Source organism: Variovorax ureilyticus, assembly GCF_050632185.1.
GTDB lineage: Bacteria > Pseudomonadota > Gammaproteobacteria > Burkholderiales > Burkholderiaceae_C > Variovorax > Variovorax ureilyticus_A.
Genome location: NZ_CP192579.1, coordinates 2,667,103 through 2,689,271, shown reverse-complemented (window position 1 = coordinate 2,689,271; position 22,169 = coordinate 2,667,103). Strand labels below are relative to the sequence as shown.

The window sequence follows — 22,169 nt, the reverse complement described above, 5'->3', positions numbered from 1 at the left end:
TTGGTTCTTGGCCGACTGGGCTGATCCACTCAGAGAGAACTCTTGCTATGTCTTTTTCCGACGTGGCAGAAGTGCCTCCCAACGCGTGCCATCAACTACACCGCTCTCCCAAATCAATGTAGTCGTCTGGGTTGGGACGTTGACTAGGGTGGCCAGGAGCATTCCCTTGTTGCCGTAGCCGAACTTTCGCTTCTCGACTTTTTCCGGAGCGACTTTGTTGCTCTCGAGAATCTCCCTGCCGATGTTGTTGCATCTTTCTACGAAGGCATCAACGTTCAACTGCCTCGGATTCTCTGCTTTGAGAGCTTTCTCGACGAAGGGTATGTCTGCCTCCGGAAGGTAAGGAAACACAATGGCGTCTAGGTTCAGCTTAGTGAGCTGCTCCCGGATCTTGTCTACGCCAGCGTCCCAAGCTGTGATGAAGAGGAAAGCGATCTTCGTCTTCAGTAGCCTTTCCTGCACTGCCCTTGGCTGAGGGTCACGCTTTTCATCCAAATCTTCGCGCAAATCTGCTCGTTCTAGCCATGCGGCAAGGACATCACAAACTTGGCTGCCCGACCCACAGCAATCGTCCACAAAGATGAGCGGCCTGTCGTCCGGTTCGCGAGCCCACTGATCCAGCGTAACCACCTTGACCACTTGAGGATGATCGGCAGCAAAGTAGCCCTGTATGACGCCCCCGTCCTTGGGATCGCCGAACGACACGGCGTAGGCATCGTGGAACTCGGGGTACGCTTGGAAGAGTGCGTTGAAGGCGGCGGTTGTCTTTTTGCGGTCAACGAGCTCAAAACGCTCGAGCATCGTAAGTGCGCAATCGATGTCGTTTGTGGTTTCGAACTGCTCTAGCCAGCGATATATGCCGTCTCTCAGATTGGGCTCACGACCCTGTACAGAGATCGTGTCGACTCTGTTCAGTTTGAATGCAGCGTCGCGGATGCGTTTGTCGATGGTTCCCAAACTCCATACCGAAGCCCTAGGCCGGATACTCCAAGCCTGACCGTGCCAGAATCCCGCCACGGCGGTCCGTTGCTTCAACGTGCGGATTTGCTTACCTTCCCTCTTTGACGCTTCGATCGTGCCTGACGGGAGCTTGGCATCGAATAGGCGATCCGCGAGTCTTTCGATGGCAACATAGACCGAATCAGCGAGCTCGGGCGTAGAGAACACATAGACGGTTGGTTGCCCCCTCAAATACTGATCAACCCAGTTGTCGGCGCCTTCCCAACTTTCGCGCAGCATGTAGGGGTGCTTGGCGGGAGGCAAGACTATCGCCCGGCCGATCCGTGGCTCGGCAGAGATCGATTGAAGGCTAAGCAAATTGATCTGTGCTGCCAGCTCACCTCTTGATACCGTCGACTGGCCGGTTACTCTTAGAACCGAAGCCACCTCATCACAGATCGCGGCCAGCAACTCGGGCCCACGCTGGACATGCCTCAGCTCGTCATAGAAGCGAGTGATGCCCACTGATTCCGATGAGTCTGCTTCGATCACTGAATTGGAGAACTGGAGTGCGCGCACCCAAATCCGACGCTCCCGGATGGCGGCTAAGGTGCCGGCCGCCAGATTAAGCCGGGCCCTCGAGTCCTCGTTTAGGGGAGAATCCGGATTCCGACTTAGCGACGCTTCAAGGGAGACTGCGCTCATGCTCACCAGCACGTCTTCCCCCGTCGAGTAAAGGAGGATCAGTAGATCCTTTGCTGAGGCGAGATCGCTGAGTGTGCGCACGACAGAGCGAAGCATCTGCTCTGTGGCAAGCACCTTCGGATGGCGTCGAATTTTGGTCGTCACTAGAACCTGTGCCAGTTGGAGCTCGTTCAAAATTGGCGCAGAACTCGCTGGAACACCAAAGATCCAAATGGGAGGCAGCTGCTCCTGCTGCTCTTCGGCGAAGACAAGGCTCTCGTTAATCCAGTCTGGAAGCGCTTCCAGCCGGAATGACTTCACAGCCAGCTTCTGAATCAGGCGGCGGATATCCAAGACAGATGGAATGCCAGAAAACTTTGCGTCGCGCACCAACGCGTCCAAAGTGGAGGCATCAAAAGGACCGTTTACCAGTCCTTGAAGCTGAGGGCGGCTCTCATCGATCCTTCGGCCGATCACCGTCAGGGAGATCTTGTCTACAGCGTGCTCGGCTGCATCCTCATCGTTTCCTCCTCCTAGACGCAGCACACCCTTCTTCACTAAGGTGAGGAGGAACTCTTTGACTGCTGGCGACCTAACTATGTAGTGCGCCAGAAGCTGGCAGAAGGATGGATCCGCACCGAACTCTGTTGGCCCGCCCTCAGCGGCGAAGTCTTTCACAGCCGTGGCGAGTTCTGACTGAGATCCGAGTTCCAATACCACGCTGTCGGAAAAGGCCAAATATCCAACGTGCGAGAACAGTGAACTCAGCCGCAACAGATGAGCGTCTTCTTCAGAGATCAGAGGTTTTTCATCGCCGCTTCGGGCCTGAGCGTTCAGCGAGTCGATGAGTTGCTTTGTCTGATGAAGCGCGCCTATGGCGTGTTCGAACCTCGTGTGCACGGCACCGGGGTATACCCAATGGGCCACTCCCATCTGTCGGAGGAAGCGCAGTCGTTGCAGCAATGGCGAATCCAGGACGGCGACTTCAGCGGGGGATAGCAAGACCGTTCCCCACAGCGCGTCGTTGATCTCCTTGCGTTGCAATCGGCTGGCGGCGCCCGCATTGAGACTCGCGGTGTACTGGCCCAAATACTGAGCGGCGAGCGCCTCAGCAACCTCTTGGAGGAACTGCAAAGATAGAGAAGACACCGACTTCAGGCAGGAGTGGACGCTGCAACGCCAGGGAAAACCTCGGTCACGAGCTCGTCGAGAGCCTGGGGCGCCAATGCGCTGTGCCTTATGTACTCCTTCGCCAGTTCATCGGACAAGCTGATGCGGTAGGCGCGCTTGGATGAATCCGGTTGGACTAGTCGACGCTCTCGTAACGACAGCAGAGCGTCTCTGAACGTCGCCGTAACTCCGTACAAGGGGTCGCAGCGGAACGTAAAGTTAGAGGTGACATTGAGCCCAGCTTCGCGACTACTCAACCAATCGTAGGCTGCCTCGAACCGTCGATCGATGACTGCCGCTTCCAGCACAAAGTTGGGGTCAGCCTTCAGCTTGATCGTGGCTAGAACGAGAGTTACGAACTCTTCCGCGGTCAGGATTCGGCTCATGGAGGTAAGCGGTGAGGCGCGGTGGATGCGCGGAGGCCCAAGACTGAAGCAGTGTAGCGCAGGCCTCCTAGGGCCGTGCTCGCGGCGGCCGGCCGATAGGTTACGCTTGGGTCTGCACCGTACCCCGGCAGCGTTTCGCATCCCCGGTCGGTGCCTGACCAATCAATGGCGCTGGGTTGCCATAGCATGGAGGCGGGATGTCTGGTTCAAGCGGATCTGGAGGCGGGGCGTCTGACCCTGAGGTGAGTTGCGACAGGCTGGTGATCAACACCATGCTTGCGTCGCCTAGGCCGGGTGCCGTCGGTCGCATATACCCTGGCCAGATCCTGGATGTGGCGATTCTCGGCGGTTCCGTGGTTGTTCTCCACGAGGACGCGCTTGTCGGGGGCTTGGCCTCGCCTCTCGTTCACCGGCTCAGGGCTTGCATCGAAGGGGGAACCTCGTATAGAGCCCGGGTGGTCTCGAAGAACGGTGCGCTGGTACGGCTCCAGGTGTCGGCGGCGTCGAACTAGCTCAGATGAACAGCATGCCTGATATCGCAGTTGTCGGTGGCGTGTACGAAGAGCGATGCCTACGTCCGGATTGGTACGAAGTGTACGGATCTGCTGGTCGAGCCTGTTCAGCGATAGCGGCCTTTGATGACCGGATTGGTGTTGCGCTGCATTGCTATGCAGATCAGAGGATCCAGGAAGCGCTGGAAGTCCGTAGCGCGTTGGAGCGGACGCAGCTGAATGTCAAAACCATTGCCGATACGATGAGGTTCGTCTATGTCCACGGCCTTGACCGCCCGCAGATCGAACACTTGACGACCGGACAGCCGTCGATCGTTGTACAGGCACCGAATGTGCTGCGTTTTGGAATGATGGAAGGCGAAGCGGTCGTCGACGGCGGTAACGTGGTGTACGACCCGCAAAGCGCGACAGCTCCTGCGCTCTTTCATGCCAATGGTTCGCGTGCCGATCGCTTGGCGGTAGTGCTCAACGAAAACGAAGCGCGCTCGATGACTGGCCAGCACAGCGCCGGAATCGATGAGCTGACCAAGTCTGTTCGTGATCTCAGCCGGGCCGAGGTTGTTGTCGTAAAGCGCGGGCCGCTGGGCGCTGTCGTTTTCGACGGCTGCCTCAGCAGTCTTGTGCCTGCACTGCACACGCAGAACGTATGGAAGTTGGGTTCGGGGGACATTTTCTGCGCGCATTTCGCGTTGAACTGGGCAGTCTACGGGCGTGGAGCAGTGGAAAGTGCGCAGGCGGCATCTCAAGCCACGGCGGCCTATTGCCAGACGGGGGCTTCCCTGATCCAGACGTGGTGCAGCACCTCGGTGCTACGCCGGTGGTCCCTTCTGCTCAATTCTTGGCCGGACGCGTTCCCAAGGTCTACTTGGCCGCGCCGTTCTTCACCCTCGCGCAGCTCTGGTTGGTCGAGCAGACGCGGACGCAGTTGCAGCAATTCGGTCTGGATGTTTTCTCGCCGTATCACGATGTCGGCGTAGGGTCGGCGGACGAGGTGGTGCAGGCTGACCTGGCGGGACTCCGCGAAGTGGACTTTGTGTTCGCTGTTGCTGATGGGCTCGACGCCGGAACGCTCGTTGAAATTGGGTACGCGTTGGCGCGCGGCGTTCCGGTGGTCATCTATTGCGAGAACGAAGGCGAAGAAGACTTGAAGATGATGTCGGGTTCCGGCTGCATCATTTGCAGTGACTACGTCAGCGCCATCTATCGTGCTCTCTGGACGGCAGTCTCGCTTTGAGGTCTGGGAACGTCCGTGCCTGCTAAGGCGCGGCTGACAAGAAGTCGCTCAAGGTCTTCGAAGCGACCAATCGGCGGACTGGGGTGCGCGTGAAGAAACGCCTTGCAATCATCGTCATTTCTGACGATGATTAGGGCCATGAGTTATCCAGGAGGCAAGGGGAAGTGCTACCAGCACATCATTAATTTGATGCCACCCCACACGACTTACATCGAATCGCATCTCGGTGGCGGCGCAGTCATTCGCAATAAGAAGCCTGCGGCCGTGAACATCGGCATCGACATCGACGCGCGTGTCATTCAGCGCTGGCAGGCTGAGCTGCCGAACGTCTGCCGGCTCGTGGAGGCCGACGCAACGGAATATCTGGAGAACTACCCATTTTCTGGTATGGAACTGGTGTACTGCGACCCGCCGTATGTCAAGGCGACACGCCGGCAAGCTCGCGTCTATCGCCACGACTTCGAGGATCAGGATCATCAGCGACTGCTCGATGTTCTCAAGGCGTTACCCTGCATGGTGATGCTCTCTGGGTACGACAACTCGCTGTACGCCAAAGTCTTGGTGGGTTGGAGCAAAACCACCTTTTCAGCTCGCACCCGGGTTGACATGCGTGAAGAATGCGTCTGGTTCAACTACGAGCCCCCAAAACTTCTGCATGACGGCACACACCTGGGCGCGACCTTTAGGGAGCGTCAGTCGGTCAAGCGTCGCAATCAGCGTTGGCTGGATCGGCTGGACAAGATCGCCCCCGTCGAGCGTAGCCATTTGTTGGCCTTGATCCGTGAGAGGTACAGTCAGGAGGGACCTCAGGCATGAACCAGATCGCTGGGATCTGCTCCGGACACCTCAGTGTCCAAGTCGAGCTACCTCCTGCAGATGCCGAGGTGATGCCAGGCGTCGCTTGGGGTGCGGTCGAGGCTTTTCCAACGCCGGCGTACTGGGCCTATCAAGTGCTGGCACGCCGTATTACATGCACAACGATTGCTCACAAGCTCGGCGGCAATTTGGTTGAAGAGGTCGCGGCCTGTCTTCTCGGTGGCTACGGCATTCCGGCCGAGGTTGGATTGGCGGCGTTCCGCCGCCTTCGCGATAGCGGCGCTTTGCACGCCCCGGCGGCCGAAGCTGAGATTCTGAATCTTCTCTCAACGCCGTTGGATGTGAACGGCCGGGCGGTACGCTACCGTTTTGCGGCGCAGAAATCGCGATACCTCGGGCGAGCTTTAAAGGTGCTCGCAGAGGAGGCTGCCCCCACTGGCTCAGGTCGAGCCCTGCGCGACTGGCTGACCCGACTGCCGGGCGTCGGATTGAAGACGGCTTCCTGGATCGCGCGCAATCTGATGGATGCCGACGACGTAGCTATCCTGGACATCCACATCGTGCGTGCAGGCGAGTTGGGCGGTTTTTTCGATCCGTCGTTGACGGTGGAGCGCCACTACCTTGACCTAGAGGCCAAATTCCTCGAGTTCAGCCATCACTTGCAGGTTAAGCCCTCGGAGCTTGATTCGGTGATCTGGCTCGAAATGAAGTTGTCCCCGAAGTCTGTCAGCCGGCTGCTGGCAAGCAAGCGAAGTGGAGAAGCGGCTAAGGCGAGGAGATCAGCGCGTCGTCGCCCGCGCTCCCACGAATGCAGCTCCGACACCGAACAGTCCCTGTTGTTCAAGTAGACGGCCTACCCAAGGCTCACCGGTCACACCTAGTGGGCAGAACGCCAGCGCGAGTGCATGGGCCGCGAGGCCCATGACGGCCAGAAGCGCTCCTGCGTCACGCCAGACCAGACTTGCAGGATGGTGGTACTTCGCGGCTGTCTTGCCAACTTCAGCGGCAAGCAGGATCAAGGTGGCGTTGGGGACTGCTAGGACCTGCTGCATTGCACGATGGACCTCGCGTGGGTCCAGTGCGCTCGGCACGTCAATCAGAGCATGGTCCGCACCGTCGTATCGGCGCCACGACGACGCATCCGATGCTGTAAAAACGAGATGGATCGGATGGATGGCACCCGCCGATGGGGCGGGTCTCAAGCTGATGTCGAAGCCGTAGATTGAGCCCTGCAACAGCTGAGCCCTGCAACTGAGATCAAGCCAAGCGCCGAGGTCTGCATCTGAGATCGCGCCAATCTGTCGTTCCGAACGACGCGTCCTCAGGAACTGTTCTACCTCGGCAGTGCATGACAACGATGATGCGACATTGTCCAAAAGAAGGCGCTTTCCAAGCGGCCAAACAATCGGGTGGCTCGGCTGCGGCGGCTCTCTGGGAGCAGGATTCCCGAGATCAGGCCAAATCTGCATCGATTGCCCGCAGGACGCTGAAGTATTTATTGCAGCCGCGGCAATCGCCGCACGGGACATTGGCCTTGTGACAGCTGTGTGCCCAAGCCAGGAACTCGCGAGGCACCCTCCCAGTTGCGATCAGCTCTTCAGTACTGAGCCCGATGGCCGGCGCTTCGACAACGATGCCGCCCTCCTGCATGGACACGAGCTTGCTAATGGCGCCCACGAACCCTGGCGTGCCGTCAAGATGAAGGCCATCGGACCTGACCGTGCCGATCAGCAACTTCTGGGCGCCAAGGGCGAGCGCTTTCATGACGGCAAAAGTGATCAGCATCTGGTTTCGATAGGGCCACCAGTCGGATGCTGGCGCGTGCTCGCTGGCGGCCGAGCCAGCCATGTCCCCGGAGCCCAGTGCCCTACAGTCGATCTCGACGATGTGGTGCTCGATGCCCAAATGCGCGCAGACGGCTGCGGCGGCAAACTTCTCGGCCGTCGCCGGCAGTTGCCCGTAGTCGACCGTGATGGCGATTTCAGGCCGCATCCACCATGCGATGCTGAGTGAGTCCATTCCGCCAGAGAGTAGAAGAGCCGTTTTCATGTTGTGCAAGCGGTTGAGGCAGTAGTGCAGATCCCGCTCGCGATTTCCGAGTTGGTTGGGCAGCGCGCCATACGTTTTCACTCCTCCCGCCAAGCGTCGCATGCGGCACCAGTCGCTCCATCCCGTCTGGCTTGTTGTGCCGACTACAGGTCTGGATCGCCGTTCATCAGAGTATCGCGGCTACGTCGCCCAAGACCAAGAGGCTGCTTCGCCTTGGTACGCCGGTCACTCGGGCCGATCGGGAGATCGGGCCATCCTGCAAATGGCAAGTGGCAGGCTCACGTCGGCGGGGCAAGCACGTTCTAGTGGGAAGAGCCCCTTAACGGAATTCGCCGCGCCTCAATCCTTCTTTACTTTGGCCGGGCGTTTCGAGTTCGTGACGTATTGAGTCTTTGACAGCGTGGCTTCGTAGAAGTCGTCATCTAGGAAGCGCAGCAAGTTTTTCAAGTCAGCCTTTGCTTCTGGGAGAACAAGTCTTTGGATGCCCCCGTCGACGGTCTCAACGGCTACCTCGATTCCGAAGGCAAGAGCTGCTGTTGCAATGTCGGCCACTGGAACCTCAGTCAAAATTTGACTCTGCTGGACCAGTGCGAGCTTTCGTCGAATCCACGTATCTGCCATTGCGACCAACGCGGACTTGTTGGCCCCGATCATTTCCATATCCGCGAACGCAGCGATGTCGGCATCCGTTGCTTCGACGAAGTACCCGCTGAGATCGAAGATCTGGCGAGCATTGTGAAAGCTGGCAAACCTTAGACGTTTGCCGGTCAATGAGGCGGTGAGCTTGCTGTCCACCGTCAACCCCAGGCCTTCGACCTTCTTGAACACGTTGTTAGATTGGAAGATCGTCAGCCCATTGGTAGATAGGACTCGACGACGGTCAAACGCCTGCAGGAGTACTGTTACCGATTTGTCGCTTTCCACTCGGCCTGAAAACAGAGCTTTGATCTTCTCAAACAAATCAATCGTGGGTGCGACCTCTGGAACAGACATCGGGTCCTGGATGGCCGAGCCAAGCTTGTCGATGTCGTCAAAGTCATCGATGAATAGCAGCTCACCGGCGTCGGGCTTGTACTTCCCATCAAACTCGTGCTGGTCAGAGCAAGCATTGAAAGCTTGCTCCTGCTGCTCGAGATAGGTCGTAAGTTCCGCTTGAACCTCTCGGGCCAGCGAAAACCGTTGGACGCGTGCGGCGGGATCGTTTACAAGGGCAAACAGGTTCAGCATCAGTCCGCTTTCAGAAGCATGGTGGTGGAAATGAGGTGGACACTTTTCACCTGTGCGGGAGACCGAAGTTCTTCGCGCGAGATCAAGGTGTAGACCATTCCGTTCTCGGACTCGATCTTGTAGAAGCGAATCGAGAACAGTCGGAGAATGGGATGCGCCGGGATGCTTTGCACGAACCAGCAGATGATTGCGAAGGCGGCCATAGCCACCACGATGTGTGCGAAGTCCATCCCCGCAGCACGGCCGACCAATGGGCTCACGTAGCTGAATAAAAAGATCAGCAACATGAAGTCCGAAGATTCAACCTTTTTTGCCCGAAAGGGCACCAACTCCGATCGGCGGCCAAGCTCCTTGAGAATGAGATAGGGAAGCAGGGAGCCCAAGAGGCCAATCACCAGCAGTTGGACAATCTCGGTGCTCCACCCACCATGCATGTCATAGCGAACGTATGCAAGGCTAAACAGCACGGGCGAGAAAGCCGACAGCACCAAGACTGTCCGAATGAAAGTATTCATGTGAACCCCGAATGTAACAAGACAACACAGCGATCTCTGGTGGAAGCAGTACTGTATACAAATACAGTCTTGCTTGCTGCAAGAGGTTCAGAGGTTCAGGCCGCAGGTTCCTTCGTTCCTCGCCGGCTCCCGCGTCGTACGCGAACCTTGAGGTCTGAACTGGCGCGGCGGTTCGAGAGCGCTCAGTTCAATCTTGATATGTACGGTCGGGCCATCCCTCATCAGTTCGATTGGATGTTGGCGGAAACGCTGCGCTGAAGACTTGATCTTGCGGGGGGCGTCTTGTTGTGGAGCTCACAGCTCATACTTGCCCATAGCATGGACAGCGATTCATGAAACTGCTCGTCGTCTCCGACCTGCACCTCGAATTCGGAGCGTTCCACGTGCCCGACGTCGAATTCGATGTCGCCATCCTAGCCGGCGACATTGCTGTACCGGCCACCAAGGCGATCAACTGGATTCGTCGGGGAGGAAACTTCGGCGAAGCGAAGCCGGTGGTCTACGTGCCTGGAAACCACGAGTTTTATGCCGATGTCTTGTCCAGTGGACTGGCCAACATGCAGCGTGCTGGGGCTGACACCAATGTGCACGCGCTCGACTGCGGCGAGGCTGTGATCAGCGGCGTCCGCTTCCTCGGATGCACTTTGTGGACCGACTTCGCACTTCGGATTGAAACGCCCGATGGCCTCGAGGTTGATGTCGATCGGGCGTCCAGCGCGGCAGGGACTGTGATGACGGACTATCGCGCGATCCGGATCCTGCAGAACCGTGGAACCGCGGCGGCGCCCACCAAGGAAAAGCCGTTCAAGCGCGCGCTTCGTCCCGTCGACACGATTGCGCTGCACCAGGCACATCGGAGCTGGCTGAGCGCCAAATTGAACGAGCCGTTCGAAGGGCCGACGGTCGTGGTCACGCACCACGCCCCTCACCGCGGATCATTGGCATCGCTCTACGCGTCCGACTGGGTATCCGGTGCGTTCGTGAGTGAGCTGCCGAAGCATTTCTTCGAGGTGCCTGTCCTGTGGGTGCATGGCCACACGCATACGAGCTTTGACTACCAGGTGGGAAATTGCCGGGTGGTGTGCAACCCGCGCGGCTACATGATCGGGCGCAGCAAGGCGTCGCCAGAGAATGAAGGCTTCAATCCTGCGCTCGTGCTCGATTTGGCCGGAGGAGGGCGCTGACATTGATCTTGTTTGCTACAAGCGCGAGTGCGCAGGCATCCTGACCGTGCACTCGGCCCACGGCTGGCGCCTGGATTCGTTTCTGTGCGAGCCGGACAAATCGGATTGCCGTTGCGTGGTACGCGTGTTCTGAGAGCCCTCGGTTCGGGCAATGACAGCCCAGTTCGGCTTTCATCAAGGAGTTTGGTTACGAATAACTAAATCTCTGGAAGGGTCGAGGCTCGAGAGACTGGGCGAGGCGTAAGCGTGAAACATTTCGCCCTAGGCGGAACGGGGAGCAACTACAGCGTTGATTCTGTTGGGAAAAATTCAACTCCTTCGAATCTCGTGAAACAGTCCGGTTTTTGCATTGCCGGCCTGCCCAAAGGCCGTCGCACCCTTTGGACTGCCGCTCATGTCGAACGTTAGACTCACAAAAAACTATGAAACCGCGTATTCCGATCCCGCCCGAGGTGCTTTCTGCCGACGGTGGACGTCTCTACCCCCTGCTGAATGAGGGATCGGACTTCACCGTAGTCATCGTTGCCCTGAGCTATTTGGATGCCTGTCTAACCTCGCTGCTGAGCAAGTGCTTCAGGGAGAGTTCAATTTCCGACGAATTGCTCGATGCAAACAAGGGAGCGCTGAGCACATTGACGTCTAAGACAAACCTTGCCTATGTGCTCGGGTTGATCGACAAACCGATGCTTCAAGACTTGATCGTCTTGGCCCGTCTTCGCAACCTGGTCGCCCATAGTCACTTCGAGCTGGCCTTTCACTCGAACGAGCTTCAGGACTTGTGTGGCCAACTCAGGTACATCGCGCAGCTCAAGGATGCAGGCACGGGTAACGCCATCTTCGACCCCGACCAATATCGTGCACCGAGGAACAAGTTCATACTTACCGCAATCACGCTGTGGAACAGAGTGCTGCTCACGGCCTTGGATACAAAGCATGCCGCGTAGTGAGCCTAACGGTTCCATCGAGCGGACATACCGACCTCCGCCCATGGCAAGCGCTTGACCGGCTGTACTAGGTCGGTGAAATCTCCCGGTATCAAGGTCCGCACCGGGGCCCACGAGCCAGTCGGCGAACACGGGGGACGCCCGAAAGCGGCTGTTGAGTTCTTCCAGGCCGGCGAAAACTCAGAACTGGAAACGGTGATGTAGCCAGCCGCCAGGCGACGATCAGGCCGGGGGCCGAGGACTGAGGAGCTCGTCGCGCTCGGTGAGGTAGGCATGGAGTTGCTCCAGCGTGGCGGTCATCTCGTTGCAGACCTTCTCCATTGACTCGACGGTGAGCTGGGCGTATTCCTGCATCATCCCGCCGTTTTTGATCTGCACCTTGGTGAACGTGTAGCCCTCGACATCGCTGTTCGTCCAGTCCGCGTGGACGACCAGATTGCGATGGGTCGCCGCCGCCTTCAGTGCGTCGATGAGACCGGTGAACGACGGCACCGCGCCGGGAACTGCTCCGTGCAGGTCTTCGCACATCCGGCGGTAGAGCTCGACCTTCTGCGCGTACTGCATCCCGTGGATCACGATCAGACCGACTGCGTCCGTTCGATCGTTGATCCCGATGCAGATCGCGTGGTCGAGCGACCTCTCCAGCGCGTTGAAGCGCCAAACCACGAGGCCTATATGCATGAGCGTTTCGACTAGCGTCGAGTTGCTGTGCGCGTCCGCCGTCTCCAGGTCGTGCTCGAGGTACTGCTGGAACGGTTCGAGGCGCTTTTTCATGGACGCCATTGTGGCCGGGGCTCGAGTCGGCCGTTGGGTTCCCCCAAGCCGGCGAACGTAGAACCGGAAATCGTGACGCATCCGGTTGAGCACACAGGAAATGCTGTCGCGGCCGCCGCCGCCGTACGACATCGAACCTGCGCGAGTGCCCGTCGCGCTTGATAGGAGAGAAGGGGGCTTGGTGACGCGCGACAGTCCCGCCGCCCACCCCATTTCAGATTCTCCAGGGTGGCCGGCGAACTAGAGGTGTGGGACGGTCCCACACCCGACACCCGACACCCGACACCCGACACCCGACACCCGACACGCGGCAAGTGCTGGCTGCCTACGCGGGAAAGTTGCTTCTAGACGACTGACCGCACATCGGGAGACGAAGGGGTGAGGAACGGTTCCTCACGCGTCCGAATTTCCGTGATCGGCCAACTAGGCGCCGGAAGGAATCGGGTGCGGAACCGTTCCTCACCCCTTCGCGTTCCCCTGTGATCCCGCCACGCATCACGAAAAAAGGTGTGAGGAACCGTTCCTCACCCACTCCGAATTGCCATGCGACCGGCCAGCCGGTGGCGGACGCAGTTCCCTGTGACCGCCAGTCATAACGAAAAAAATAGGGTGAGGAACCGTTCCTCACCCTCTTGCGCTGCTCCTTGATCGGCCAGGCCCAACGAAAAAAGGGGTGAGGAACGGTTCCTCACCCCGTTTTTTTCAGAAGGGCAGGTCGCCGGGCGCTTCCCATCCGGTGAACACCTCCGTGGCTCGATCGGACCCGACGGCGTGCCGCGCGCCTGGCCCCGTTTCGCTACCTCTTGCCCAGTGACGCGAGGATCTCCCCCGCCCCTGCTACTGTTCCCTTTGAGCCGTCAGGGCCGACTGCGCGGCTGTCGCACACTTCCCGAGTCAACCGAAGAAATGCTTGTCCGTTTCGAAGCACCCAGGGGCTGGGCCGGCCCCCTTTTTTAGCCTTGAAGGTGTTGGTTGCATTTATGAGGTGGGCGACCATCGACCTACCCATCATGGGGAGCTGACCGGCACTGATGGGCACGTGATTGCCCGTGTTGCCCTGGGCCGACTGAGCCGCCTTTACGGACGTCGCACATAGCCCGAGTTGATGGAAGGAGGCATCTGTTCGACCGTCGAACACCCCGACCCCGGTGAACTCGGGGCGGTCCCCCTTTTCTCTGAAGTAGCGGAGCATATCGGGTCCGTGGCTCAGCGTCGTCAGGGCTCCAACACCGGGGTCGAGCGATGTGTTGGACGGTCCAACACCCGGGTCGAGCGATGGTGTCGGACGGTCCAGGCGCGACCGCCGTGCTCTCGCAGCGAGTGGGCTGGTGTTTCCACAGAGGCGATGCGCTCCAGAACGGGCCTCCGTTGCAGCGGAACATCATGGGGGCAACTGTGGGGGCAGTTGAAAGCAAGGAATGAGCGATCTCTAGGAATGACGCGTAGCCTAGCCTGAAATGTGAATCCTTTCACACCGACCAACAAAACGTCCAAGGGCGTCCGGTTTCATCCACCGGACGCCCTTTGTCATTGGGGAACAGGGCGATTGGCGTCCGGAGGCATACGCTGAAGGGAAGGGTCTGCCAGGATGGCAACCCCTTTGATGACGCCAGCGCCACCGTTCTGCCAATGGACAGTGAACTCGCGTACCTTGGCCCCTGATTGCGGCAAGTACTCCGTGACGACGAACACAGCCTCGGTTCCCCCTCAACGAGTGCGGTGGACGACAGAAGTCTGACGACGGGTCCCAGTTCATTTAGCAGCCACTTGCCGTCGTTCGCAAGCGATTCGGAAAGACTGAGCTGCGCCACTGACGCACCAACTCCGTCGAATCGACCACCAGCCCGAGGTGCAGCGACACCATCGCGAGCGCCGCGTCTTCCAGGTGCGGATCGGTGCCGCGCACGAGGTCGCGCAGCACGATCACGCGGTAATTGCGGTTGCTGGCGTCGAAGGCCGTGTTGAGCACGCAGCAGTCGGTGAAGCCGCCGTTGAGCACCACCGTCTCGATGCGCTGGTTGCGCAGCAGGAAGTCGAGGTCGGTCGGGTAGAAGGCCGAGAGGCGGCGCTTGCCGTCCACGCGCATGTCGCCCGGCTCCACGCGCGTGACCCACTCGGTCCACTTCGAGCCTTCGATGGCATGTGCGTCGGCGTTCGGTATCTCCCCCACGTGCAGCGGAAAGGTGCGCCGCCACGCGGATGGAATGCCGTGGATGTCGTCCACCCCGCCGGGCCGCAGCACCGACCTGACGTGCACGATGCGCACGCCAAGCGCGCGTGCGGCGTCGTGGAAGCCGTCGATGGGCGCCACCACGTCTCGCGCACGCGGAGCGGGGCAGGGGCATTCGGGACTATCGTCGAGGTGGCCGCGGTGCATGTCGATGGACACGATCGCCGTGCTGGCAGGATTCAGGTAGTCGGCGAACCGCGCCGTGTCGAGCTCACGCTCGTTGTTGTAGACCCAGGCCTTCATCGGCGTTCTTCTCTCACATACGGCTGGCCCAACGCGCCGGGCTCCTCGTCGGCGCCGCGCCCCGAAAGCGCGACCCACGTCATCACGCCAAGCGTCACTGCGTAGGGCGTCATCATCACAAAGTACTGCGGCAGCTGTACGCCGGCCGCCGCGAGTTGCGGGATCAGCGCCTCGATGCAGCCGAAGAGCAGCGCGCCGGCCAGCGCCTTCCACGGCGACCAGCGCGCGAAGATCACCAGGCCCACGGCGATCCAGCCGCGTCCGCCGGTCATGCCTGCGATCCACAGCTTGGCGCTGACCACCGAGATATACGCGCCCGCGAGCCCGACGAGCGCAGATCCCGCGAGCACCGCCGCGAAGCGCAGTGCCGTCACGCGGATGCCGGCCGCGTCGGCCGCCTGCGGGTTCTCGCCCACCGCCCGCAGTCGCAGACCGGTGGAGGTGCGCGCGAAGAACCAGGCCACTGCGCAGAAGATGGGCGGTGTGAGCCACACCATGGCGTTCTGCTCGAAGAGCCTGCCCACGCCCGGCAGCAGCGACAGCGGCCACAGCGCCATCGCGCCGATCCCTTCGGTGGCATGGTTGGTCCAGTCGGCCATCGAGCCCGCCAGCGCGGTAAGCCCCTGACAGAAGAACACCAGCGCGAGTCCGGCGATGACCTGGTTCACGCGCAGCCAGATGACCATCACTGCGAACAGCACCGACACCATGCTGGCCGCGAGCATGGCCAGCACCAGCGACACCGCCGGCTGGCCAATCATGATCTGCGCACCGATCCCGGCCAGCGCACCCACCAGCATCAGCCCTTCGGCCCCGAGCGACAGCACGCCTGCGCGCTCGCTGATGATGAGACCGAGCGCCGCGAGCGCGTAGGGCACTGCGAAGTCGGGCGTGCTCGCGAGCCAGTTGAGGACGATACCGCCGTTCATGCGACGGCCTCCCCGCCCACGCGGCGCATCCGGTGGCGGATGAAGAAGTCGCTCGAGGCCACGCACACCACGATCACTGCCTGTATCAGTTGCACCATCGAGAACGGTACCTGGTAGAACACCTGCAGACTGCGGCCAGTGACGAACAGTGCCGCCACCAGCAACGCCACCACCGTGGCCGCCAGCGGGTTGTTGCGCGCGAGAAAGGCGATGAGGATGCCCGAGAAGCCGTAGCCTTGGTAGAAGGCCTGCGTCAGACGGCCCTCCTGCCCCGCGACCACCGCGAAGCCCGCGAGCCCGGCCATCGCGCCCGACAGCAGTACCGCGCCGTAGATGGTGCGCTGCACCGGCACGCCGCTGGCATGCGCCACGCGGGGGTTGGCGTCGACAAAGCGCAGGTAGAGACCGACTCGGCTCACGTTCGCCAGCCACCGAGGCCAGCAGCGCGACGACGCCCGCCAGCAGGATCGAGCTGCCGATGCCCGCGCCCAGCTCCGGCAGCCGCTCGAAGGCGCGGAACTGCGGCGAGTAGGGAAAGTTGTCCTTCGGGTCCTTCCAGCTGCCGTAAACCAGATGCAGCAGGAAGTTGGCCGCCATGTAGTTGAGCATCAGCGTCGAGATGATCTCGTTCACGCCCAGCTTCAGCCTGAGCCACGCGGGCCCCAGCACCCAAAGCAGGCCGCAGCAGATAGCAGCGATGAACATGAGCGGCAGGCGCAGGTTCTCGGGGCCGATCTGCCACATCGAGACGGTGGTGGCGCCGATAGCGCCCCAGATCATCTGGCCTTCGAGGCCGAGGTTCCAGAAGCGCGCCCGGAACGCGATCGACCCCGCGAGGCCGACAAGGATCATCGGTGCGGCCTGGAACAGCACGGCGCGAAAGTTCTGGCCGTCGAAGAAGGTCTGCATGACGAACTCGTTGGCCAGCTCGTCGGCCGGCACGCCCGCCGAGACGAGGATCGCGGCGGAGATGGCGAAGCCCGCGAGCAGCGCGGCCGCGAGGATCAGCGCCTGCCAGCGCCAGGCCATGTGCTGGCGGATCTCGAGTGCGTATCGGCGGCCGGCGAGAGGTTGGCGTTGCGCCTCGCGCGGCTGCTGTGGCATCTTGGCGAACAGAGATGCTTCAGCCATGGTCAACCATCGCCTGTCCGATGGCCTGGCGGTCGGCGGGCTGCGCGAACTCGCCCGCGATGCGTCCGCGCGTCATCACGCCCACGCGATCGGCCAACTGCAGCACCTCGTCGAGGTCTTCGCTGATGAGCAGCACCGCGGCGCCGCCGTCGCGCGCGGCGCGCAGGCGCGCATGCACCTCGGCGCTGGCGCGGACGTCCAGGCCCCGGCTCGGGCTGTGCGCGAGCACCAGCGTGGGCAACTTGTTGAACTCGCGCGCGAGAACCAGCTTCTGTGCGTTGCCTCCCGACAGCAGCGCGGCCTTCTGCTCGACCGAACGCACGCCCTGCACGTCGAAGGCACGCACCGCTTCCTGCGTGTCGCTCCGTATGCGGCCGCGGCGCAGGCGCCACACGGGGCCGTAGCGCCCCGTGTGCACGAGTCCGATGGCGTAGTTCTCCGCCACTGACAGGCCGCCCGCGAGCGCGAGCCCGTAGCGGTCGGCCGGAATGGCCGCAATGCCAATCCCGCGCCGCACCGACGCGGCCATCGTCTTCAGGTCGCCATGGCCTTCGAGCCGGATGTCGCCTTCGGTGGGCTCGCCTTGCTGGCCCATGATCGCTCCCGCCAGCTCACCCTGGCCGTTGCCGCCCACGCCGGCCGTGCCGTAGATCTCACCCGCGTGCAGGTCGAGGTCCACGCCGTCGAGCACGCGGCGGCCTTCGGGCGAGGCGGGCGTGCGCAACCCGCGTACCGAAAGGCGCACCGGCCCGCGCGGCGCTGCCGGTCCGCGAAATCCCGGCGTGGCGATGGACTCGCCCACAGTGAGCTTCACCAGCTCGGAGACGGACGCCTCGTCGGGCTTCAACGTGGCCACCGTGCGCCCGCCGCGCATCACCGTCACGCGGTCGGCATACGTCTTCACGTCGGCCATCTTGTGCGTGACCAGCACCACGGCGGCGCCCTTGCGCGCCAGCCCCTGCACCGTCTGCAGCAGGCGCGCGGCCTCTTGGTCGGTCAGCACGGCCGTGGGCTCGTCGAGGATCAGGATGCGGGCGCCCGCCAGCAGCACCTTGAGGATCTCCACGCGCTGCTGCTCGGCAATCGACAGCGCATCCACGCGCTTCGAGGGATCGATGTCGAAACCCAGCTCCGCGGCCTTGTTGCGGATGTCCCGCGCGATCTCGCGCAAGCGCTCGCTGTGGCTCTGGAACTCAGCCGGCGGCGGCGCTGTGAGCAAGACGTTCTGCGCCACGGTGAACGACCGCACCAGCTTGAAATGCTGGTGGACCATGCCGATGCGATACATCGCTGCGTCGCGAGGCCCGGCAAAGCGCACCGCGTTGTCGTCCACCAGCAGCTGCCCGGCCTCGGGAGCGTAGAGCCCCGCCGCGATGTTCATCAACGACGACTTGCCAGCACCGTTCTCGCCCAGCAGCGCATGCACCTCGCCCCAGCGCACGGCAAAGCGAGCCTCGGTCAGCGCCGCAAAGCCGTCGAAGGACTTGCAGATGCCGCTGAGTTCGAGCGCGTTGTGCATGGCGGCCTCCCGTCCCTGCTTACTTCTGCGTGATCACGCCCTTGACGAACCAGTCCATCTTCCAGAGGTCGGCGTCCGACAGCACCGCGCCCTTGGCCACGCGCTCCTTGCCGTCGCGGTCTGCGAGCGGGCCGGCATAGATCTGCTTGCCCTTCATGATCGCGTCGCGTTCGGCGGTGATGGCGCCAGCCTTGTCCTTGGGAACGGCCGGGCCGAAACCGGCGATGTCGGTGCCGCCGTCTTTCATCTCGATGAAGGCGCCGTACTGCGAGGGCTTCCAGTTGCCGGCCATGATCTTCTTGAGCTCCGGCGTCAGGAAACGGTCCCAGACCCACACCGACGAGCACAGGGTGGCCTTGGGCGCGAACTGGCGCAGGTCGCGGTGGTGGCCGGTGCCGTACACGCCGCGTTCCTGCGCGACGATCTGCGGCGTGGGGCTGTCGACGTGCTGGCCGATCACGTCAGCGCCCTGATCGATGAGTGCTGCTGCGGCGGCACGCTCCTTTACCGGATCGTTCCACGCGCCTGTGTAGATCACGTTGACCGTGGCGTTCGGGTTCATCTTCTGCGCGCCGAGGGCGAAGGCGTTGATGGTCCAGTTCACGACGCCGAAGGGGTTGGCCGCGACGAAGCCGAGCTTGCCGGTCTTCGATGTGGCGCCGGCGGCCATGCCGCAGAGATACTGGCTCTCGTAGGTGCGGCCGTAGAACGATTCGAGGTTGCTTGCGTTGGTGGTGCCCGAGCCGTTGAGGAAAGCCACGTCGGGGTACTTGGCGGCCGGGTCCTTGAAGCTGTCGGAATAGCCGAAGGCGGTGCCGATCACGATATTGGCGCCGCGCTGGATGAACTTCTCCGCCGCAGGCTTGATGGCCGATGCATCCTCCGGCACGTTCTCCACGAACTGGATCTTCTGGCCGATCTCCTTCTCGATTTTCACGCGGGCTTCGTCGAAAGCCTGGGTCCAGCCGCCGTCGTTCTTCGGCCCGAAGTAGAGCATCGCGATCTTCGGCTTGTCCTTCAGCGTGAAGCCGTCGGCGGCGGCGGGCAGCGCAAATGACGCGCTGCATGCTGCAAGCGTCAATACAAGGCCGAGGGCGGGACCGTTGGAGGAAGTGCGCAGCATTGAGCAACCTTTCGTGAGGAGCATGAAGAGAGAGGGGAGGAGGAAAAGCAAGAAAAGGAAGGAAAGCCGCGCGACCCGCTACATCATGAAATTGATCCGGAACACGTTGCCCTCGGGATCCAGCAGCACCGACTGGTACCAGTTGTAGTAAGTGACATAGGGTGGCTTGACGAGGGTGGCGCCAGCCTCGAGCGCGACCGGCACCATGCGGTCCACGTCGGCCTGGCTCTCGACGTCGATGTTCAGCAGGAACTTCACACCGCGCGTGTCGGAGAACTCGCTCAGGCCCAGGAGGTCGTAGGCATCGAGCGCGTTGAAGCCAAGGCTCGACTTGCCGGTGTCCAGCCCGCGGAAGATGGGCGAGCGGATCGCTTCGATTTCCTTGAAGCCGAACACGCGCTGGTAGAAGCCGCTGAGCGCGACCACATCCTTCGCGAAGACGTTGACGTAGGAGAGGTGGGCCATGCGTTCAGGCCGCCACTTTGGTGCCGCCGAAGGTCGTCTGCTTGACGAACTTCGAGGTGAGGTGATCGCCCGACGAGATGGGCGCGTACTTCGACTGCTCGCCCGGCGCGAGACAGCTCGGCAGGCACTCGACCATCGCGTCGTAGTTCGGCTGGTGGAAGAACACCAGCGACTGCCGACGGTTGGTGCTCGCGACCTCGAGGGGCGGGTTGATCACGCGGTGCAGCGTGGACACCCACTGGTCGTTGGTCCACTGCATCATGAGGTCGGCGATGTTGACCACCAGCCCACCTTCGACCTGCGGCACGTCGACCCACTGGCCGGCTTTGTTGAACACCTGCAGGCCCTTGTCGTCGGGCAGCACGATGGTGAGGCTGCCGTAGTCGCTGTGTGCGCCCGCGCGCAGTTGGCCGTGCAGCGGCTGCTCGCGCTGCGGCGGATAGCTCAGCACGCGGAACATGCTGATGTGCTTGTCGATCTTGTCGTCGAAGAAGTTCTCGGGCAGCGAGAGGCCGAGCGCGAAGACGCGCATCAGCGAGCGCGAGAGATCGCTCATCGCCTCGAAGTAGCTTTCGTAGGCCTCGCGGAAGCCGTCGATGGGCGGCCAGCTGTTGGGCTCGAAGTGCGGGCCGGCGGCGGGGCCGCGGTGGTAGTCGTCGTCGGGCACGTTCGACGGGCCGATCGAGAACGATTCCTTCAGGTCGCCGGGCGCGACCTCTTCGAGGCTGTAAGAGAGGCCTTCCTCGCCCACCGCGCTGTAGCCGCGCACCGCGTCCTCGCGCGGGCGGTCGACCTTGCGCTTTTCGCTCAGCGGCATGTCGAAGAACCTGCGCGAGAGCGACGACACGCGCGAGATCAGTTCGGGTGCGATGCCGTGGTTGGTGATGACGAGGAAGCCGATGCTGCGGCAGGCTTCGTCAACTTTCTTCGCAACCCGGGCCTTGCCTTCGGCGGTGCCGGCGAAGTAGGGCGCGAGATCGATGATCGGGACGGTCAGTAGGGTCACGGCAGGTTCCTCTGGCTTGGCATGCGTTCGCCATGCAACGTCTGTGCCAGTTGGACCAAATGGACAAGACGTTTCCGTCGCGTCAGCATGGTGCGCATTGCCGCGTCGCGAAGGCCGTTGCGGCGCACGGCGATGCACCACGGCGTTGCGGTGGTGCGCTGCCCCGCCTGTCGACTCACGAGCGAGAAGGGGCTCGGGCGCGACCGTGCCGGGATCAGTGCGAGAACGGGCGGAGCACTTCGGACGCCGCGGCCTCCAGGGCGCGAGCGGGCGAGAGGCCTTCCATGACGAGCACCTTCAACCGGCGATACACCTCGAGCATCAACTGCTCGTCGAATTCGCTCGAATCAGGATCGATGACCGGATATTCCTGCTCCAGGTAGCTGAGCGTCCAGTCGTACCGGTCCCTGACGTCCAGACGATCCTCATTGAACTGGAGCCTCCCCATGCGCGGGGAGCGCGAGCTTGACTGAATTCTCATGGCACCCCCGAAAAGTGGTCGGAAGACAAGGAAGCTAGGTGGGTACAGAATGTAATACCAAAGATAACAAATTGGCCAGCCCGCCCATCGGACGCCTTTCATGAAGCAAGATGGACGCGGCATACTTCGCCAACCGCAGACAGATGCCGCCTACAGGAGGTGCTCGTCCATGAACGACCCCTTCGACTTGCAACGCTTCGTCGATGCCCAGGCCGACGTGATCGACACGGCGAAGGATGAGTTGCGCGCCGGCAAGAAGCGCAGCCATTGGATGTGGTTCGTCTTTCCGCAACTGGCGGGGCTGGGCCACAGCGCGATGGCTCGGCGCTACGCCATCGCGTCGCTCGAGGAATCGCGTGCGTATCTCGCGCATCCCCTGCTGGGCGCGCGTCTCAGGGAATGCAGCGAGATCGTGCTGGCCATCGAAGGCCGCACTGTCGGCGACATCTTCGGAGCACCGGACGACCAGAAGTTCTGGTCGTCGATGACGCTGTTTTCGATCACGGCCGATTCGTCGACGACTGTGTTCAGCTCATGCCTGCAGAAGTACTTCGGCGGGAGCTCGGACCGCGGAACCCTGCTGCTTCTTCAGGGCGCCACGCCATAGC

Annotated in this window: 20 protein-coding genes and 2 pseudogenes; 7 read left to right on the top strand and 15 right to left on the bottom strand. The window is 61.6% G+C overall.

Going from position 1 to position 22,169, the window contains the following annotated elements; translation table 11 throughout:
• Positions 1-45: 45 nt before the first annotated feature.
• Positions 46-2,772, bottom strand: coding sequence for a phosphoribosyltransferase-like protein (locus ACQ858_RS13280; protein ID WP_431273195.1), 2,727 nt, complete (start codon positions 2,770-2,772; stop codon positions 46-48).
• A 5-nt stretch (positions 2,773-2,777) separates the two neighbouring features.
• A complete protein-coding gene (locus ACQ858_RS13275) occupies positions 2,778-3,179 on the bottom strand; it encodes a hypothetical protein (protein WP_431273194.1) in 402 nt (133 codons plus the stop codon).
• 517 nt (positions 3,180-3,696) lie between these two features.
• Here ACQ858_RS13275 and ACQ858_RS13270 point away from each other — a divergent pair.
• The 4 genes and pseudogenes from ACQ858_RS13270 to ACQ858_RS13255 form a co-directional block, all read left to right on the top strand.
• Positions 3,697-4,401: pseudogene (locus ACQ858_RS13270) on the top strand (PfkB family carbohydrate kinase); the annotation flags it as partial.
• Positions 4,402-4,481: 80 nt separating this feature from the next.
• A complete protein-coding gene (locus ACQ858_RS13265; RefSeq protein ID WP_431273193.1) occupies positions 4,482-4,925 on the top strand; it encodes a nucleoside 2-deoxyribosyltransferase in 444 nt (147 codons plus the stop codon).
• A 138-nt stretch (positions 4,926-5,063) separates the two neighbouring features.
• Complete coding sequence (locus ACQ858_RS13260) at positions 5,064-5,741, top strand: DNA adenine methylase (protein WP_431273192.1); 678 nt, start codon at positions 5,064-5,066, stop codon at positions 5,739-5,741.
• Positions 5,738-6,589 (top strand): hypothetical protein, encoded by an 852-nt coding sequence (locus ACQ858_RS13255; RefSeq protein WP_431273191.1) that lies wholly within the window; start codon positions 5,738-5,740, stop codon positions 6,587-6,589. The genes ACQ858_RS13260 and ACQ858_RS13255 overlap by 4 nt, the downstream gene beginning before the upstream one ends.
• Here ACQ858_RS13255 and ACQ858_RS13250 read toward each other — a convergent pair.
• The 4 genes from ACQ858_RS13250 to ACQ858_RS13235 form a co-directional block, all read right to left on the bottom strand.
• Positions 6,521-7,210, bottom strand: coding sequence for a nitroreductase family protein (locus ACQ858_RS13250; protein WP_431273190.1), 690 nt, complete (start codon positions 7,208-7,210; stop codon positions 6,521-6,523). The two genes, ACQ858_RS13255 and ACQ858_RS13250, sit on opposite strands and share 69 nt — an antisense overlap.
• Positions 7,194-7,871 (bottom strand): 7-cyano-7-deazaguanine synthase, encoded by a 678-nt coding sequence (locus ACQ858_RS13245; RefSeq protein WP_431273189.1) that lies wholly within the window; start codon positions 7,869-7,871, stop codon positions 7,194-7,196. Before ACQ858_RS13245 ends, ACQ858_RS13250 begins: the two co-directional genes overlap by 17 nt.
• A gap of 258 nt (positions 7,872-8,129) precedes the next feature.
• Entirely contained in the window at positions 8,130-9,017 is an 888-nt protein-coding gene (locus ACQ858_RS13240; protein ID WP_431273188.1) for a hypothetical protein, read from the bottom strand.
• Positions 9,017-9,532 (bottom strand): hypothetical protein, encoded by a 516-nt coding sequence (locus tag ACQ858_RS13235; RefSeq protein WP_431273187.1) that lies wholly within the window; start codon positions 9,530-9,532, stop codon positions 9,017-9,019. Before ACQ858_RS13235 ends, ACQ858_RS13240 begins: the two co-directional genes overlap by 1 nt.
• 332 nt (positions 9,533-9,864) lie before the next feature.
• On the opposite strand from ACQ858_RS13235, the gene ACQ858_RS13230 reads away from it, so the two are divergent.
• Entirely contained in the window at positions 9,865-10,716 is an 852-nt protein-coding gene (locus ACQ858_RS13230) for a metallophosphoesterase (RefSeq protein WP_431273186.1), read from the top strand.
• Positions 10,717-11,138: 422 nt separating this feature from the next.
• Positions 11,139-11,660 carry an MltR family transcriptional regulator gene (locus tag ACQ858_RS13225; protein ID WP_431273185.1) on the top strand — a complete coding sequence of 174 codons (522 nt, stop codon included), beginning with the start codon at positions 11,139-11,141 and terminating at the stop codon, positions 11,658-11,660.
• 222 nt (positions 11,661-11,882) lie between these two features.
• On the opposite strand, the gene ACQ858_RS13220 is transcribed toward ACQ858_RS13225, so the two are convergent.
• The 9 genes and pseudogenes from ACQ858_RS13220 to ACQ858_RS13180 form a co-directional block, all read right to left on the bottom strand.
• A complete protein-coding gene (locus tag ACQ858_RS13220) occupies positions 11,883-12,434 on the bottom strand; it encodes a hypothetical protein (protein ID WP_431273184.1) in 552 nt (183 codons plus the stop codon).
• A 1,756-nt stretch (positions 12,435-14,190) separates the two neighbouring features.
• Complete coding sequence (locus ACQ858_RS13215) at positions 14,191-14,907, bottom strand: cysteine hydrolase family protein (protein WP_431273183.1); 717 nt, start codon at positions 14,905-14,907, stop codon at positions 14,191-14,193.
• Positions 14,904-15,836, bottom strand: a complete 933-nt coding sequence (locus ACQ858_RS13210) for an ABC transporter permease (RefSeq protein WP_431273182.1) — start codon at positions 15,834-15,836, stop codon at positions 14,904-14,906. The genes ACQ858_RS13215 and ACQ858_RS13210 overlap by 4 nt, the downstream gene beginning before the upstream one ends.
• A pseudogene (locus ACQ858_RS13205) lies at positions 15,833-16,967 on the bottom strand (ABC transporter permease). The gene ACQ858_RS13210 and the pseudogene ACQ858_RS13205 overlap by 4 nt, the downstream one beginning before the upstream one ends.
• Entirely contained in the window at positions 16,960-18,486 is a 1,527-nt protein-coding gene (locus tag ACQ858_RS13200; RefSeq protein ID WP_431273181.1) for an ABC transporter ATP-binding protein, read from the bottom strand. The pseudogene ACQ858_RS13205 and the gene ACQ858_RS13200 overlap by 8 nt, the downstream one beginning before the upstream one ends.
• 19 nt (positions 18,487-18,505) lie before the next feature.
• The gene (locus tag ACQ858_RS13195; protein WP_431273180.1) at positions 18,506-19,609 is read right to left on the bottom strand and encodes a BMP family ABC transporter substrate-binding protein; all 1,104 of its coding nucleotides are present in this window, start codon (positions 19,607-19,609) and stop codon (positions 18,506-18,508) included.
• A 78-nt stretch (positions 19,610-19,687) separates the two neighbouring features.
• Positions 19,688-20,074 carry a VOC family protein gene (locus ACQ858_RS13190; RefSeq protein ID WP_431273179.1) on the bottom strand — a complete coding sequence of 129 codons (387 nt, stop codon included), beginning with the start codon at positions 20,072-20,074 and terminating at the stop codon, positions 19,688-19,690.
• A gap of 4 nt (positions 20,075-20,078) precedes the next feature.
• Positions 20,079-21,080, bottom strand: coding sequence for an isopenicillin N synthase family dioxygenase (locus ACQ858_RS13185; RefSeq protein ID WP_431273178.1), 1,002 nt, complete (start codon positions 21,078-21,080; stop codon positions 20,079-20,081).
• Between the two features lie 214 nt (positions 21,081-21,294).
• A complete protein-coding gene (locus ACQ858_RS13180) occupies positions 21,295-21,528 on the bottom strand; it encodes a hypothetical protein (RefSeq protein ID WP_431273177.1) in 234 nt (77 codons plus the stop codon).
• A 202-nt stretch (positions 21,529-21,730) separates the two neighbouring features.
• Here ACQ858_RS13180 and ACQ858_RS13175 point away from each other — a divergent pair, with 202 nt between their 5' ends.
• Complete coding sequence (locus ACQ858_RS13175; RefSeq protein WP_431273176.1) at positions 21,731-22,168, top strand: DUF1810 domain-containing protein; 438 nt, start codon at positions 21,731-21,733, stop codon at positions 22,166-22,168.
• The last annotated feature ends 1 nt before the right edge of the window (position 22,169 follow it).